General features: G+C 56.9%; 14 protein-coding genes. 7 read left to right on the plus strand and 7 right to left on the minus strand.

Annotated elements, in window-relative coordinates; all coding sequences use genetic code 11:
- The coding region (locus tag JW937_06460) for a hypothetical protein (GenBank protein ID MBN1587052.1) at positions 1–1702 on the minus strand (1702 nt) is incomplete at its 3' end.
- A 527-nt stretch (positions 1703–2229) separates the two neighbouring features.
- Here JW937_06460 and JW937_06465 point away from each other — a divergent pair.
- Positions 2230–3006 carry a hypothetical protein gene (locus tag JW937_06465; GenBank protein ID MBN1587053.1) on the plus strand — a complete coding sequence of 259 codons (777 nt, stop codon included), beginning with the start codon at positions 2230–2232 and terminating at the stop codon, positions 3004–3006.
- Here the strand turns inward: JW937_06465 and JW937_06470 are convergent.
- Positions 3000–4760, minus strand: a complete 1761-nt coding sequence (locus JW937_06470) for a glucose-6-phosphate isomerase (GenBank protein MBN1587054.1) — start codon at positions 4758–4760, stop codon at positions 3000–3002. The two genes, JW937_06465 and JW937_06470, sit on opposite strands and share 7 nt — an antisense overlap.
- Positions 4761–4768: 8 nt before the next feature.
- Positions 4769–5368: a flavin reductase family protein gene (locus tag JW937_06475; protein MBN1587055.1), complete on the minus strand. Its 600-nt coding sequence runs from the start codon at positions 5366–5368 to the stop codon at positions 4769–4771.
- Positions 5369–5510: 142 nt separating this feature from the next.
- Here JW937_06475 and JW937_06480 point away from each other — a divergent pair, with 142 nt between their 5' ends.
- The 6 genes from JW937_06480 (at position 5511) to ychF (ending at position 12288) form a co-directional block, all read left to right on the plus strand.
- Entirely contained in the window at positions 5511–6041 is a 531-nt protein-coding gene (locus JW937_06480) for an NADH-quinone oxidoreductase subunit J (protein MBN1587056.1), read from the plus strand.
- Complete coding sequence (gene nuoK / locus JW937_06485) at positions 6038–6340, plus strand: NADH-quinone oxidoreductase subunit NuoK (protein ID MBN1587057.1); 303 nt, start codon at positions 6038–6040, stop codon at positions 6338–6340. Before JW937_06480 ends, nuoK begins: the two co-directional genes overlap by 4 nt.
- A complete protein-coding gene (gene nuoL, locus JW937_06490) occupies positions 6334–8196 on the plus strand; it encodes an NADH-quinone oxidoreductase subunit L (protein MBN1587058.1) in 1863 nt (620 codons plus the stop codon). Before nuoK ends, nuoL begins: the two co-directional genes overlap by 7 nt.
- A gap of 3 nt (positions 8197–8199) precedes the next feature.
- Positions 8200–9726 carry an NADH-quinone oxidoreductase subunit M gene (locus tag JW937_06495; GenBank protein MBN1587059.1) on the plus strand — a complete coding sequence of 509 codons (1527 nt, stop codon included), beginning with the start codon at positions 8200–8202 and terminating at the stop codon, positions 9724–9726.
- Entirely contained in the window at positions 9723–11168 is a 1446-nt protein-coding gene (locus tag JW937_06500; protein ID MBN1587060.1) for an NADH-quinone oxidoreductase subunit N, read from the plus strand. Before JW937_06495 ends, JW937_06500 begins: the two co-directional genes overlap by 4 nt.
- Positions 11169–11262: 94 nt before the next feature.
- Complete coding sequence (ychF, locus tag JW937_06505) at positions 11263–12288, plus strand: redox-regulated ATPase YchF (GenBank protein ID MBN1587061.1); 1026 nt, start codon at positions 11263–11265, stop codon at positions 12286–12288.
- Positions 12289–12444: 156 nt separating this feature from the next.
- Here ychF and glgP read toward each other — a convergent pair whose 3' ends face one another.
- The 4 genes from glgP to JW937_06525 form a co-directional block, all read right to left on the minus strand.
- Positions 12445–14142 carry an alpha-glucan family phosphorylase gene (gene glgP, locus JW937_06510; protein MBN1587062.1) on the minus strand — a complete coding sequence of 566 codons (1698 nt, stop codon included), beginning with the start codon at positions 14140–14142 and terminating at the stop codon, positions 12445–12447.
- Positions 14143–14160: 18 nt separating this feature from the next.
- Positions 14161–15066: a TIGR01777 family oxidoreductase gene (locus JW937_06515; GenBank protein MBN1587063.1), complete on the minus strand. Its 906-nt coding sequence runs from the start codon at positions 15064–15066 to the stop codon at positions 14161–14163.
- A 40-nt stretch (positions 15067–15106) separates the two neighbouring features.
- Positions 15107–15424, minus strand: coding sequence for a cupin domain-containing protein (locus JW937_06520; GenBank protein ID MBN1587064.1), 318 nt, complete (start codon positions 15422–15424; stop codon positions 15107–15109).
- 129 nt (positions 15425–15553) lie between these two features.
- On the minus strand, positions 15554–15750 hold a 197-nt coding region (locus JW937_06525; GenBank protein MBN1587065.1), incomplete at its 5' end, for a hypothetical protein.

Raw genomic sequence — 15750 nt, forward strand, 5'->3', positions numbered from 1 at the left:
AAAACGGCTCGCCGTGGCTCGCGTAAACCTGAATGCCTTTAGCATGGCAACGGTTTACGATATCTGTGGCTTCTTCGGCGGCGAAATTCCCGTTACGGATATTCCCGTAATACATGTGCAGCACCCCGATCCCCTGCAAATACAAGTCCTGGACAAAGGCATCCCGGTCCGCCAAATCCTCCGGATTCCACAAGAAGGAGTGCAGTTGCCGAGCGGGACGCAAACCAATACTCGCGCGCAAACCCTGATCAGGGATGATGCTGATCGTATCAAACTTAAACTCACCCGTGTCTCCGTACTTTACGGGATCCAGGCGAAGGCTCTGAACCGTGCCCGTCCACTTCGGGTTCACAGCCGGGTCCACATTCACGCTGCGGTTCGTGCCGTCACAGATAACCGGCGCCTCCGCATATTTTCCTGATCCGATAAAAGGCTCCGCGTCTGTCGTCCAGAAAAACTGGATTGTATTGTTTACAGGCAACACCCCGCTGATGTTGTAGTCAATCTGGACGGTCTGCAGATCCGCAGCCTGGAGAGAAAGCCCGGAGGGCCCCAGGATCCGGGGGTCCTTGGCCAAGATCGTTCCCACCAGATTCCCGCTGATCGACTCCAACCCACTTGTAGAGCCCAAGCGCTGCCAGCCTTCCGTGTCGCCCTCAAATTGCCAAATCGACTTACTCAAAGAGACCGGCGACGCAGAACAAAGGGCTACTGTATGGAAAGAAAAACTTTCCCCTGCAGCGCCGACCTTAACAGGATCAATACGCAGGCGGCGAATCCGGCGGTCGCGCCAGGCGGCGTTGCGTCCGAGGTTGAGTTCAATCACTCGGCGCGCGCCGTCCGGGATAATGCTGAACTCCGTACGCTGGCCTTCCTCGCCTTCGGTATAGAATTCTTCCGTGGACCAATAAACCTCCATCAGTCTATTCGCGGAACTGATTTGGTATTCAAGGACCATGGAAGGAATCTCACTCCCCATAGGCGAACGAAATGAAGTGTGCATGATCTCGGAAAGGATGGGCCCGCGAATGCCCGGATCAGAGGCAAGGATATCGCCGCGCAGAGCGCCCCCGGAAACCACAAGCGGATTGGAAACATGCCGGATCCGGGTCCAGCCCTCGGCGTCTCCCTCGGCCTCCCACTCCCAGACCACACAGCCGTCTTCACGCGGAGCCACGCCCGCGACCAGTCGAATGTGATGGATGGACGCCTGCTCACCTAAAGCAGGCTTCTTGATCGGGTCAATACGCAAGCGGGTGATGACCCCATCCCATTGAGGGTGGGACCCGAGATCGTAAACAACCTCGTGATACCGGCCGTCAATCATTACAGGCACTTCAAACCATTTTCCCCCGCCGTAACGGGGGGAAGTTTCGGTCACCCACTGGACCTGGAGAATATCTGTTCTGGAAGTCCCGGGAGATGGGTCTGTGAGGGTGTATCCAAAGCGCAGGACATTCACATCCTGGGCAGCAATTCCCAAATTCTTAGCGCTGAAAACCTTAGGATCCAAACCAGACACAGTGCCGGAGAGAGCTCCATTCTCAACCACAGCAGCACCCAGCATGCTCGGGTACCACCCCTCGAAATCACCTTGGGTCTCAAATTCCCAGTTGACCTCCTGGGCAAAGGCAGCCGAGGCAACCACCAAGAAAAAGACCGACAAAAAGCCTAAAAACCGCGGATTGAGAATCTTACGCATCCCTCTCACTTCATCCCCCTTTTTGGGTTCTTCTGTAACATTATGTAATTAAACGGGTTCTGAATAAGAATCTTAATAAAAGCAATCTTTTGCTAAACTCCATAATAAGTATACCCTACATCCCCTTCCCAGTCAACGGACACGGACTCTCTCTCATCCCTGGGAAAGCGCCGGTCCAGTTGGACCACTGATCCGTCGATCAAAGGACTGTTGCGAAATAGCGAAAAACGCTTCAGTCGTCATCACGAACGAAAGCGTGGTGATCCGTCGTTGCGGGGCCCGGAGGGACGAAGCAATCTATGTCTCGCCTTATTAAGAGCTTATGCGCAACGAAGATTGCTTCTCCGCCATGAATCGTGGCGGATCGCAATGACGGAAAGGCTATTTCGCAACAGTCCCATCAAGTAGATTCCCGCCGGAGTTTACCCTGAGCTTGTCGAAGGGCGGGAATGACACTCCTCCGCTATGCGCCTTGGAACAAAACGCCGCGGAACATGCTACACTCGCTTTAGACGAGGGCATGAACCATGAGAATCGATTTTGATACTCCCCTAATCCAAGACGAACCGGAGCTGGACATCAGCTTTCCCAATGTCACTCAGCGGCCTCCCAGGCCGGAGTTCCGCAAACACGAACACGACACCGGGCAGCTCCTGGCCCAACTCCAGTGCTCTCAGTTACGCGGGAACAAAGACCACTTCTCCAAATCCTTCCAGCGCCTGTTGCACGAGTTTTCCCCCGGCCTGCAATGGCTCGTCTCCTGTTGGGATTTTGTATTAACAACGCGCGGCCTTCGCTACCTGCGACGCCCATTCTATGAACGCGCCTGCTGGCGGGGCGATTACCGGGCTTTTCTTAAGCAGGATTTTGAACGCCTGGTTCATCAGCTCTTCCGGCTCATGCTCGAAGAACAACTGGGCAACGGCAATGCTTCCGAAGGCTTCGACAAACGCTTGGATCACGGCCTTTGGACACGTGTGATTAAGGCCTATCAGGATTTGGAGAATCCGGAGGACAAGCGCGAACGCACACTCACGGCCTACAGCTATTTGCGCTGCGTACCCTATCAGTTTCTGAATCCTTATCACCAGCGCAGGGTATATGACTTAATGGAGTCGCTCCCAGAGGAGGCTTCCAAGCCCGTCCAACTCTATTTTCTGCGCTTTCATCACGTGCAGGCGGCGGGGAAGAACATGGGAATCACGGATGCGGGCTTTGAAGAAAGATTATTTCATTCCATGAGGCGCATTGAAAGGAAGGACCGGCTGGTCTGCGCGCTGCTTCGGCAAATCGAACGCTATTGAAGTCCGCTGATAATCTCTTCAAGCTGCTTGAGTCCCGCAGAGATATTTTTGCCAAGATGGATTCGAATCACGCGCCGTTCATGCCCTTCCAACGCCGACAGATCCCCCAAAGCCTGGGCCATCTCCAACTCTCCAAAGCTGTATTTCTTGCCGGGCACAGGAATCTTTTCTGAGGGATCTGCCGTGAGGATCATAAACACGCCCGTGTTCGGGCCTCCCTTGTAAAGCTGGCCAATCGAATGCAAATACCGAGGCCCATAGCCTCGCAGGCTCGCCACAGCCAAGCGCTCGGTCATGCGCCGCCGCATCCGTGCCAAGCTCTTTTCGTATTGAGGAATACGATCCGTGTAACTCAGAAGGGCGATGTAGTCTCCGCTGCGGACCTGCCCTAAGAATCCTCCCAGGGCCGCGGCCAGATCCTTTGGCGCCTTCCGGCCCTGCCGCACAGCCTCTTCTTTAATAAGCTCCCAATTCGCGTCATCGGCAAAGAGCTTGAGACCTTGGCCCGAGACGCGCGCACGCGGAGCCGCAGTCTGCCCTGCCCCGGTCATGGTTTTGAGGATCTTGGTTGTGACCGCTTTGCTTTCGCTCACATTGGGTTCGTCATACGGATTGATACCCAGCACCAAACCCGCAACCGACGTGGCCACTTCCCAACGCATCATCTCCGCACCGATACGGGACTTCTCCGGAAGGCTGATTTCCACCACCGCGTCTTCGCGCGCCTGGGCTTGCCCGATCAGGTCATCCACATGAGGATCTTCCTCTCCCTCCAAACGTAAGGCCACAAAAATCCGTGTCGCGCCATAAGCATTCAGGCGCAGCACTTCCTCTGCCTCAACCGGCACCACGCCCTGCCCCTCCTTGCCTGTGCTCTCGGCAATGAGCTGTTCCAGCCACGGCACAAAGGGCTTCAGGGTTTCTGTGGCCAGGAAGGTAAGTTTGTTTGCGCCGGCCAAAGCAGCCTGCGCCATCAAGGTGCCCAAAGTCCAGCCCGGATTCTCCTCCAAATCCTTTCTCTCGCAAAGCTCACGCATCACCAAAGCCGAGTCCAAAATTTCCGAGACCGGTGCGCCGATTAACGCAGCAGGAACCAATCCGAACAGGGAGAGCGCGGAATACCTGCCGCCGATATCCGGCGAATTCAAAAACACTCTCCGAAACTTGCGCTTGCGTGCCGTCTCTTCCAATGCGCTCTTGGGATCCGTGATCGCGACAAAATGCCGGCCCGCCCCGGTCTTCAGGCTTGCCTTAGCTAAAGCCCAAAAGTATTCCATCTGGCTCAGGGTTTCGATTGTGCCTCCGGACTTGCTGGCCACCACGAAAAGGGTCTTTGCCAACGGACACTGCTGCTCAATACGCCGCACAAAAGCGGGATCCGTGGAATCCAGTATATGCAGCGCCGGCCTGCCCGCGCGGCTTCCAAAGATCTCCGCAAACACTTCGGGCGCCAGGCTCGATCCGCCCATGCCCAGGAGTACCCCATGCTCAATCCCCGAATGGCTCACATCCCGCGCAAAGGTCTCCAGGGAGGCCCAGTCGGTTTGCATGCGCGCAGGCGCATCCTGCCAACCCAAGCGATTCTTCACCACCTTTTGATGTCCGGCATCCAACTTGAATACGGACGGATCCTTTTTCCAAAATCGCGCCACAGCACCAGAGTCCCTTTGCTTTTGCAGAGAACGCTCATAGCCCGAACGGAAACGCCCGGGCAGCACCTGCTGCGCCGGCGCAGAGGAAAGAGAGATATTCATGGGGTCACCTATACCTCGGGTCTGGGGAGTCTGAAGATTTCCCGGATACGCGCGTACTTGTCCTCGCCCAACCGGCCGATGGGATCCAGCTTTTCCACCACAATGGATTTCCCGTCCCACACCCGGTCGTCAATGTGCACATGCACAATTTCGATCAAGGCCAAATTCATCGGAGCGGCCTTCCACTCCAACATCTTGTAAAGCTTTCCTTCCATAGCCACGGTTGCGCCCTTGATGCGCGGAGGCTTGACCACCACACTGTCTTCCGCGCCCACGCCGGAAACCTCCCATTCATCCACATCCGCCGGGTAATCCCCGGAACTTTCGTTCATGGACTCCGCAGCCGGGTTGGTCACCACATGGATCACGCACTCGCCCGTGTCCTCCAGATTCTTGATTGTGTCTTTCTTCTTTCCCTGTCTTAAACCCACGGCAATGGATACGAGCATGGGCTGGGCGCACACCCCGCTGAAAAAACTGAAAGGAGCCAGATTCCGGACTCCCTTTTTCGAAATTGTCGACACCCAGGCTATAGGCCGGGGCACCACCGAGCTGATCAGTAGATGGTAGGCAGATTGCTTGTCCAAGTCCTTCGGATTGAGTTCCACTCGCGTTCCTCCTTCCTCAATACAATAACAGATTCCACGGTGTCAGGCACCGGTGCCTGGCACCGGTGCCTGGCACCGCTGGACACCCCCCCGATTCCGACCTATAATAGCGCCTTTAATTGCACCCAAAACCCCCATTTTGATGCTGGAACCAATTCTCTTCTACACATTTGCGGCAATCGCAGTCCTCAGCGCCCTGCTCGTGGTCCTGGGCCGCCAGCCTATGTACAGCGTGCTGGCCCTGATCATTACGCTCTTTTGCTTGGCCGGGCTCTTTGTGCTCCTGCAGGCCTACTTCCTGGCCGCCATCCAGATCGTGGTCTATGCCGGGGCGGTCCTGGTGCTCTTCCTCTTTGTGATCATGCTGCTCAACCTGGACCAGGCAGAGGGCCCAAAGGCCCAAATCACCGGAATCAAGTTTGCCGGCCTGATCACGGCCGGACTTTTCTTGGCAGCCACCGTGCAAATCGTGGCCCGGGTGCCGGTTTTTACGGCTACCCCGACCTCAGGCAGCACAGCCGAAATTGCGTTCCTTCTCTTCACCAAGTACTTGGTGCCTTTTGAGCTCATTTCCGTCCTCCTCTTGATCGCCATCATCGGCGCAGTCAAGCTCACGGGCCGCGGGCCCTCAGAACTCCCGCCATCCAGCCTCCAGGAGGGCCGGAAATCATGATCGGCCTCCATCATTACCTCATCCTCAGCGCGCTGCTCTTCAGTATCGGCTTGCTCGGCGTGCTCACGCGGCGCAATACCCTGCTCCTGCTGCTGGCCATTGAGCTCATGCTCAATGCCGCCAACCTGAGCTTCGTAGCCTTTGCCTCGCACCTCGGGGATCTCTCCGGACAAGTCTTTGTCTTTTTTGTGATGATCGTGGCCGCGGCCGAGGTCACTGTCGGGCTCGCCATCGTAGTGGTTATGTCCCGCACCCTGCGCACGATCCAGGCCGATGAAGTGAGGCTCCTCAAATGGTAACTCTCTTACCCTGGATCATCCTCTTTGCCCCGCTGGCCGCCGCGCTCATCATCATGATCTTCGGCCTGCGCCACCGCACCTTGAGCGCGGTTCTGGCTATCGGCAGCCTCTTCCTCGGTTTTCTGCTAAGCGCGTATCTGGCCTGGAAGGGCTTCTCGCACAGCATCCACCTGCCCGTGGAGTCCTCGGTGCTCTGGCTCCAGGCCGGCATCCTCAATGTGAGCTTCGGCCTGATTGTGGACGAACTCTCCCTGATGATGGCCCTGGTGGTCACCGGGGTAAGCAGCGCTATCTTCCTGTACTCGGCCGGTTATATGGAGCATGACCCGGGCTACACACGCTACTTCGGCTGCCTCGCGCTCTTTGCCTTCTCGATGCTGGGAATCGTGTTCGCAGCCAACTGGATTGTGCTCTTCATCTTTTGGGAGTTGGTGGGCGCCACCTCCTATCTCCTCATCGGCTTCTGGTATCAAAAGCCCTCGGCGGCCGAGGCCGGCAAGAAAGCCTTTATGGTCAACCGCGTGGCGGATTTCGGATTTCTTCTGGGCATCCTGCTGACCTGGTCCCTGGTGGGCCTGGCCACGGGCACCCCAAGCTTCAGCTTCGCAACCCAGGCCGCGATTTTACCCGAGGCCCTGCACCACGGCGCCGTCTCCGCTCACCTCCTGTCTATTGCCGCGGTGCTCCTCTTCTGCGGAGTGATCGGCAAAAGCGCGCAATTCCCGCTGCACGTGTGGCTCCCGGACGCCATGGAAGGCCCGACCCCGGTTTCGGCCCTGATCCACGCCGCCACCATGGTCGCAGCCGGCATCTATTTGCTGTGCCGTGCCTTTTACCTCTTTGCTGAAGTCCCGAATGTCCTGCACATTATCGCCTGGGTGGGCGGCATCACCGCCTTTGTGGCAGCCACGGTCGCTATCGTCCAGTTTGATATCAAACGCGTGCTCGCCTATTCCACGGTAAGCCAGCTCGGCTACATGGTGATGGCCGTGGGCCTGGGCGGCTACACGGCAGGCATGTTCCACCTGACCACACACGCCTTTTTCAAGGCCCTGCTCTTCTTAGGCTCGGGCAGCGTCATCCACGCCCTGCACACCCAAGACATGCGCGAGATGGGCGGGCTGATGAAAAAGCTACCCATCACCTCCTGGACCTTTTTGATCGGCACCTTGGCCCTGTGCGGCATCTTCCCGCTAAGCGGGTTCTGGTCCAAGGATGAAATCCTCACGCTGGCCGCTGCGCGGAATCTTCCTCTATATGTCATCGGCTCCCTCACCGCGGGCCTCACCGCCTTCTATATGGGCCGCCTCATCTTCATGACTTTCTTCGGCCAGGCGCGCTGGAAAAAGGCCCCGCACGAATCTCCGGCTGTAATGACGATCCCTCTGATATTCCTGGCCGTGCTCTCCGTGGTGGCCGGTTTCCTGGGCATCCCCAAGGTCCTGCACCACCATCACGGCGTGCATCTGGATTTCAATATGCGCGTGGCTCTGGTCTCGAGCCTTGTCGCAGTGGCCGGGCTCTTTCTGTCCTATCTCTATTACGGAAAAAAACAGCTCTCCGCAAAGGCCGCGGCCCAGCGCTTCCCGCGCCTGCACCGGCTTCTGGTCAACAAGTACTTCATGGACGAACTCTATCTTTGGATTGTGAAAAACGTTCAAGGCGGGATCGCCGTGCTGTTCACGCTCTTTGAAGAACGCGTGATCATCGGCACCATGGTCAACGGCACTGCCGCGCTCACCCGCTGGACCGGCGACCACTTGCGCAAGGTCCAAACCGGGCAACTCCAGACTTACGCGCTGATCATGACCGGCGGCGTCACAGCCCTGGTCTATATTCTGCTTTTGTTGAGGTAAACGATGGGTCCGATTAGTTGGATTTTATTCAGCCCTGTGATCGCCTTCTTTGTCCTGCTCTTGGTGCCGGGCAAAAGGCCGGATCTGGTGCGCCGCGTGGCCAGTATCGCCATGCTCATCGCCATGTGCCTGGGTCTCTATGTCATCAGCGCCTATGACCGCAGCGCCGCAGGCTATCAGTTCGTGGATTCCATTGCGTGGGTCCCCGTCATGGGCATTAATTTCACGCTGGGCGTTGACGGAATCAGCGCCGTCATGGTGCTGCTGACCACAATCCTGGGCTTTGCCGCAGTCCTCGTCTCCTATTCCATTCCCAGCCGCGTCAAAGAGCATTACCTCTTTCTGCTCATGCTCATCGCAGGAGTGACCGGCGTGTTCTCCACCATGGACATGTTCTTCTTCTATTTCTTTTACGAGCTCGTCCTGATCCCCATGTTCCCCTTGATCGGAATCTGGGGCAGCGGCGACAAGAACTACGCCACCATGAAGCTCACGCTCTACCTCACGCTGGGCGCGGTCCTGGCGCTGGTCGGACTCATCTACCTCTATAATGCAGCCGGGCTGAACACCTTTGACATCGTTGCCCTACAGGAGCATTTCAGGATCAACCCGCTGCCGAAACCGACCCAGGTCTGGCTCTTCCTGGTAATCCTCCTGGGCTTCGGCGTTTTGGTGCCGCTCTGGCCCTTTCATACCTGGTCCCCGGTCGGATACGCCGCAGCGCCGATTTCCACGAGCATGTTGCACGCCGGCGTGCTGAAAAAGCTCGGCGCCTATGCCCTGATCCGCCTGGCCATTCCCATCCTTCCTGTAGGCGCACAATTTTGGTTGCCCTTTGTCGCCTCGGTCTGCATTATGAATATCCTTTATTGCGGTTATGTGGCCATGACCCAAAAAGACCTGAAGTTCATCATCGGTTATTCCACGGCCAGTCACATGGGTTATTTCCTGCTGGGCCTGGCTTGCCTCAATCAAGTGGGCATGACGGGCGCCGTGCTCCTGATGTTCGCGCACGGAGTCATGGCAGCCCTGGCCTTTGCCTTGGTCGGGGCCTTTTACGACCAGATTCACACGCGCGATTTGCCGGATCTGGGAGGCATGGCCAAGAAAGCGCCCTTTGTGGCCACCTGTTTTGTCATCGCGGCCCTGGCCTCCGCAGGCTTGCCGGGATTTGCCAACTTCGTGTCCGAGCTCATGATCTTTGCGGCCGCTTGGGAGCATTACCGCATCCAGGCCGTGGCAGGGGTTTTCGGCATTGTGCTTACCGCGACTTATATGTTGCGCGCCGTGCGCACCGCATTCTTCGGCGAACTCTCTCCGAAGTGCAAGGACCTGCGGGACCGGCGCACAGCATTTGAAAGGCTCCCCTTCGTGATTCTGACTGTGGTCCTCCTGGCCGTGGGCGTGTGGCCGCGCTCCCTGGTGAGCGCGATTGAGCCCAGCACCGCGCGGCTCCTCGACATGGTGCATCAGCAAACCGCTCAGGTTGAGCTTGCGCAGACCCAAACGGGTCCGGAGGACCTGCCTTGAGATACCTCCCCCCGGACCTCAACCTCGGATTGCTCTGGCCTGAAATCTGGCTGGCCCTTCTGATATTGACCGTGTTCATGGCCGAGGTTTTTCTCAAAAAAGAACACCGGATCTCCATCGGCCAAATCACGAGCTGGGGCGTTGCCTTCCTTGTGATTCCCTGGTGGCTAAGCGCGGACAAAATCGGCACCGCGTGTTCGGGACTCCTGGCTGTGGACCGGGCTGCCTGGTACTTTAAGGGCATTTTCCTGGGCACTGCGTTCATGGTGAGCCTCATGAACCGGGAATTCCTGCGCAAGATCGAAAAAGGCTACGGGGAATTCTCCCTGCTGTTGCTGACCGCGCTCCTGGGCATGTTCTTTATGGCCGGCGCAAAAGACCTGTTGATGTTCTTTGTTTCCCTGGAAGTCCTGACCTTCTCGCTCTATGTCATGACCGCCTACCTGCGGACCGATAAGGAATCCGTGGAGGCCGGGCTCAAATACCTCATCCTGGGCGCCTTGGCCTCCAGTCTGTTTTTGTACGGCACCAGCTTGGTCTACGGCACGGTGGGATCCACCTCATTCGCAAAGATTCACGCTTTTGTCGCAACCGGGGGTGAGGTCTCCAAGCTCTTTTTGCTGGGGATCCTGCTCATCCTCTCGGCCCTGGGCTTTAAGGTGGCGGCCGTGCCCTTCCACGTGTGGGTGCCCGATGTGTACCAAGGCGCGCCCACTCCGGTCACTGCTCTGCTTTCGGTCGGTTCCAAGGCGGCGGCCTTTGCGGTCTTTCTTCGCCTTTTTCATTCGGCCCTTTTGCCCATCCAAAGCGAATGGGCTCTGGCCGTGGCTGTTATCGCGGCGCTCACAGTGACCTACGGCAACCTCTCGGCCATCCCGCAGGGCAATATCAAGCGACTCTTCGGTTATTCTTCCATTGCGCAGGCCGGCTACCTGATGATGGGCGTGGCCGCGGCCTCGGCGCCCGGCGCAACCGGTGTGGCCTACTACCTGCTGGCCTACATGTTCATGAACCTGGGGGCCTTTCTTGTGCTGGTTGTCTTTGCCAATTTCTCCAAGAGTTATGATCTCGAGGACTACCAAGGGCTGGCCCAGCGCTCGCCCATTCTGGCGGCCACGCTCTTTGTGTGTTTGATTTCCCTGGCCGGGGTTCCGCCTTCAGCCGGCTTTTTCGGCAAGTTTCTCATCTTCATCGCGCTGATCAAGAGCGGGATGATCTGGCTGGCGTTTATCGGCTCCGTCAATGTGGTGATCAGCCTTTATTACTATCTCTCCATCGTAAGACGCATGTATTGGGGCACGGCCAAAGACGCATCCCCCATTCGTTTGGAAATGCCCCTGCAAATCGCTCTCTATGCATGCATTGCGGGCGTTGTCGCGATGGGCGTGTTCCAGGCACCTTTTGTCAGCGCCGCGCAGAGCGCTGTAAGCGGGTGGTTTTGATGTACTCATCCCGTCATCCCGAGCGCAGCGAAGGGATCTGTGTGCCGCAAAGATCGCCACGTCGCTTTGCTCCCCGCGATGAGGCTATCACGCTATGAAAATCGGTTTGATCGGATACCCCAACGCAGGCAAAAAAACCCTCTTCAAGCTCCTCAGCGGCGTGGACCCCTTGACCCTCAAGGACACGCCCATCGGAATTTGCCGCGTGCGCGACCCGCGTCTCGACACGCTTTCCAAGATGTACAATCCCAAGAAGACCACGCCCGCAACCTTCGAGTGCGTGCTCGTGCCGGACATGAGCGAGGACTCGGAAAAGAACCGGGCCTTTCTTGCGGCCCTGGAAAAGGTGGATGCGATTTGCCATGTGGTGCGCGCCTTTGAAGAGGACTCGGTCTACCACCTCAAGGGATCGGTGGATGCGGCAAGGGATATCCGGGCAATCGACTCGGAACTCCTCTTGAGCGATCTGATTTTTGTGGAAAAACGCCTGGAGCGCCTGGACAAGGAGATGGTGCGCAATAACAGTCCGGAGAGAAAAAAGGAGCAGGCCCTGCTCCTTAGCATGCAGGCACACCTGGAAGCTGAAAAGCCTTTGCGCGATTACAACTTTGACGATGCCGGGCTCAAGCAAACCGGGAGTTACCCTTTACTCACCAACAAACCCGTGGTCCTCACCCTCAATCTGGGCGAGGCCTCTGTCAAAGACACTTCCCTAAACGCGGATGTGCGTGTCTCAGCCAAAATCGAGGCCGAGCTCGAAGAGATCGAGGACCCGGAAGAGCGGGCCGCTTTCCTGGAGGATCTGGGGATTCAGCAGAGCGCCTTGGAGCAACTGACCCAGGCCAATTACTCGGCATTGGGTCTCATTTCCTTTTTCACCGTGGGGGAAGACGAGGTGCGGGCCTGGCAAATCCGCCGCGGCTCGATGGCCCCTCAAGCCGGAGCGGCGATCCATTCCGATATTGAGCGCGGCTTTATCCGTGCGGAACACATGCGTTATGAAGATTTGGTCGAGGCAGGCAGCGAGGCAGCCCTCAAGGAAGCGGGCAAGTGGAATCTAAAGGGCAAAGATTACGAAGTCCTCGACGGGGATGTGCTGAGCTTCAGGTTCAATGTCTAGCCGGCGGAAGCCCGCGATAGGCGTCCGGCACTAAAGCCCGTCATTGCCGGCAGAGCTGAGTCCGTCACCGCAAACGCAGTGAAGCGGTCTTTGTTCCGCAGAGATTCCTTCGACTCGCCCTTCGGGTTCGCTCAGGATGACATGACCGCTGTCATGTCATCTAAAGTAGGCATGGCTCACATACTCCTGAACCATGCGCTGAGTGTTGAAGTGCGACGCGTTGAGCGCGATAATCTGCTGCATCATGGAGACAAATCCGTCGCGATTGCGATAGTAGAGCGGAATGATATTGTGTTCCAGTTTTTCATAGAGGCGATCGGCATCTTGGGCGTTGTCTGCCTCGGTTTCTTCCTCGCCCACGGCGCATCCGTTGCCCACAGCCCAACCTGTAACACCTTCAATACAACCTTCGACCCACCAACCATCCATCACACTGAGTGAAGGGACCCCATTGTGAGCCGCCTTCATTCCGCTGGTGCCGGAAGCTTCGCGAGGGCAGAGGGGTGTATTGAGCCACAGATCCACGCCCGAAGTAAGAAGTTTACCTAAGCCCATGTCATAATTAGCGACATAAGCGACATTAATCACATCCTTGAGCTGCTTTGCCGCCCGGTGGATACGCCGGATAATCTCTTTACCGCCCTCATCCTTGGGATGCGCCTTGCCCGCGTAGATGATTTGGAACCGGCCCGACTTCTTGGCAATGTTTTTGAGGCGCTCAATATCATGAAAGATCAGGTCGGCCCGCTTATATGTGGCCGAACGCCGCGCAAATCCGATCGTGAACACATCGGCATCCAGCCCGAGATTGGTTTCACGGTTAATCACGCGGATCAAGGTCTCTTTTGCCGTGAAGTGCGCATCCCAAATATCGCTCTTCGGTATTTTGAGTGCATGACGCAACCCATGACAATCCCGTTTCCAGCCGGGAATGTAGGCGTCAAAAAGACGGGTAAAGGACTCCGCAGTCCAGGTGGCCGAATGAACCCCGTTGGTAATGGAATGAATGGCATATTCGGGGAACATGGACCGGGAGACCTCCCCGTGTAATTTGGCCACACCATTGATGTAATTACTGAAATTCATCCCAATCAAAGTCATGTTCACCATTCCACTTTCGCTGACCATTTCCGGCATCTCGTCAAAGACAGGATGGTTCATCAGGCGCTTGGCCAAATCCAATGGAAAGCGGTCGTGCCCGGCCGGCACAGGCGTATGCGTGGTGAACACGCATTGTTTCCGCACATTCTCCACGAGCGCGCCGGCCCCGGCCCTGGGGTTCTGCTGCTTTGCCCGCTCCAAGAGCTCAATGGTCAAAAGGCTTGCGTGGCCCTCATTCATATGATGATGCCGGATATCCTGAAAACCCAAGGCCTGCAGCATACGCACGCCGCCGATCCCCAAGACCATCTCCTGGCAAAAACGGTAAGCGTCATCCCCTCCATAAAGACTGCTGGTGATATGGCGGTCATCCGGATGATTTTCTTCGAGGTTGGAGTCCAAGAGGAATACGGGGACACAAAAACCGTCCACGCCAAAGACATCATATTTCCATGCACGGAGGTGGACTTCGCGCCCGCCGATCGTAAGAGCCGTGGTCTGGGGAACCTTCTGCAAAAAGTCATCGACCGACCACTGCACAGGCTCTTCAATCTGGTTACCCTGCTCGTCGAGTTTTTGGTAGAAATATCCTTGATCGTAAAGTAGGGTAACGCCGACCATAGGCACGGACAAGTCAGCCGCCGAACGAATCGTATCGCCGGCCAGAACTCCCAGGCCCCCGCTATAGGTGGGAATGTCTTGTTGCAAACCGATTTCCATGGAAAAATACGCAACTGTGCGTTCAACTGGCATGTGAGCTTGCCCCCTCAACTAACAAACCGACGCCTCCAGCGCACTCCTGAGATCAGGGTAACGAAAATTATACCCCAACTCCAGCGCCACTGCAGGCTTTACCTTCTGGCTGTTCAAAATAATGTCGGAAAACTGTCCCAGGCCCAGTTTGAGCAGAAGACCCGGTATAGGCAACCAGGAGGGTCTCTTGAGCACTTGCCCCAGAGTGGAACAAAATTCTTTCATACTGCAGGGATTGGGAGAGGTCGCATTGATGGGCCCCTTGAAGTGCTCGTGCCGGGCACAGAACTCGATCAGCCCTGTCACATCCTCCAAATGCACCCAGGAAAGCCACTGCCTGCCTGAACCGGGAACCCCGCCCATAAAAAACCGGAAAGGCGGCACCATTTTTTCAAGCATTCCTCCCTCAGGTCCGAGCACAGCCCCCAGCCGGAGCATCACGACGCGCACCCCCAGACTCTCGGCCTCAAGAGCGGCATTCTCCCATTCCCGGCTCAGCTCCGACAAGAACCCTTTGCCGGGAACCGAGCCTTCATTGAGTTCTTCATCCCGGCGGTGGCCGTAGTAGCCCACTGCAGAGGCATTGATCAGAAGAGAAGGTCTTGGGTTGGCCTTGGCCATTGCCGAAACCAGGGCCCGCGTGGAATTTATGCGGCTGGCGCTAAGGGCCGTCTTGCGCTTCGCAGTCCACCTGCCCCCCGCAACCGGCTCCCCTGCCAGATGGACAATCACATCCGTACGCTCCACCAAAGACTGCCACTCGCCCGGCCCACCAGGGTCCCAACACAGAAAGCGCGGATTCGCGCCCTCCGTGTACTGCCCCTCTTGCCGGGTCAAAACCAGGAGCTGATGCCCGTGGTCGACAAGTCTGCGGCAAAGGGCCTTGCCAATGAACCCAGTGCCGCCGGTTATCAGAAAGCGCACTTCACTACCTCAATACTTGTAACCATTTATGACACAATAATTAATCATCCCCGGATTTGATCAGGGTCAGAAGCATCTTGAACGGCACAGGCGCGTTCAAAGCATGAGGCACATTCGCAGGCATGACAATGGAATCGCCTTGCTTTAAAAGCTTCGGCTCGCCGCCGATACGGATCTCCGCCTCCCCCTCCACGATCTGGACCAGTGCGTCAAAGGGAGCCTCGTGTTCGCTGAGGCCCTGCCCCTGATCAAAAGCAAACACGGTGACCGTGCCCGTCTGTTTCTTGAGCAAGGTTGAGCTTACCACGGAGCCCTTTTGGTATTCCACAATATCCGCAATTCGCCGCACTTCAGCCATAAAGTCCTCCTACGAGTCGAGCAGGGTGTCCGGCACCCGCTTCCGTTCAGCCGCGAGGCAGAGTCCGTCATTGCGACCCTGAGCCCTTCGCTCTGTCATCCTGAGCGTAGCGAAGGATCTATGTCCCGCTCAGGATGACCTATAGTGCATCAACCCCTGCATCATCAGATGCATCCCGACGGCCGCAATAAACAGACAAAGAATCTTGGACAGCACCAGACAAACCGTCTTGCCCAAGAGCGCATAAATCTTATCGATGAACTCCAGGATCAGCCATGTCAAAGCCATAACGATCCCCACCGAACCCAAGGCCACGGCAAGACCGC

The organism is Candidatus Omnitrophota bacterium (genome assembly GCA_016929445.1).
Lineage (GTDB): Bacteria > Omnitrophota > Gorgyraeia > JAFGIU01 > JAFGIU01 > JAFGIU01.

Excerpts from the sequence above, each read along its gene's own strand:
- JW937_06465 (MBN1587053.1), top strand. The coding sequence starts at position 2,230 with ATGAGAATCGATTTTGATACTCCCCTAATCCAAGACGAACCGGAGCTG.
- JW937_06470 (MBN1587054.1), bottom strand. The coding sequence starts at position 4,760 with ATGAATATCTCTCTTTCCTCTGCGCCGGCGCAGCAGGTGCTGCCCGGG.
- JW937_06480 (MBN1587056.1), top strand. The coding sequence starts at position 5,511 with ATGCTGGAACCAATTCTCTTCTACACATTTGCGGCAATCGCAGTCCTC.
- nuoK (MBN1587057.1), top strand. The coding sequence starts at position 6,038 with ATGATCGGCCTCCATCATTACCTCATCCTCAGCGCGCTGCTCTTCAGT.
- nuoL (MBN1587058.1), top strand. The coding sequence starts at position 6,334 with ATGGTAACTCTCTTACCCTGGATCATCCTCTTTGCCCCGCTGGCCGCC.
- JW937_06495 (MBN1587059.1), top strand. The coding sequence starts at position 8,200 with ATGGGTCCGATTAGTTGGATTTTATTCAGCCCTGTGATCGCCTTCTTT.
- ychF (MBN1587061.1), top strand. The coding sequence starts at position 11,263 with ATGAAAATCGGTTTGATCGGATACCCCAACGCAGGCAAAAAAACCCTC.
- glgP (MBN1587062.1), bottom strand. The coding sequence starts at position 14,142 with ATGCCAGTTGAACGCACAGTTGCGTATTTTTCCATGGAAATCGGTTTG.
- JW937_06520 (MBN1587064.1), bottom strand. The coding sequence starts at position 15,424 with ATGGCTGAAGTGCGGCGAATTGCGGATATTGTGGAATACCAAAAGGGC.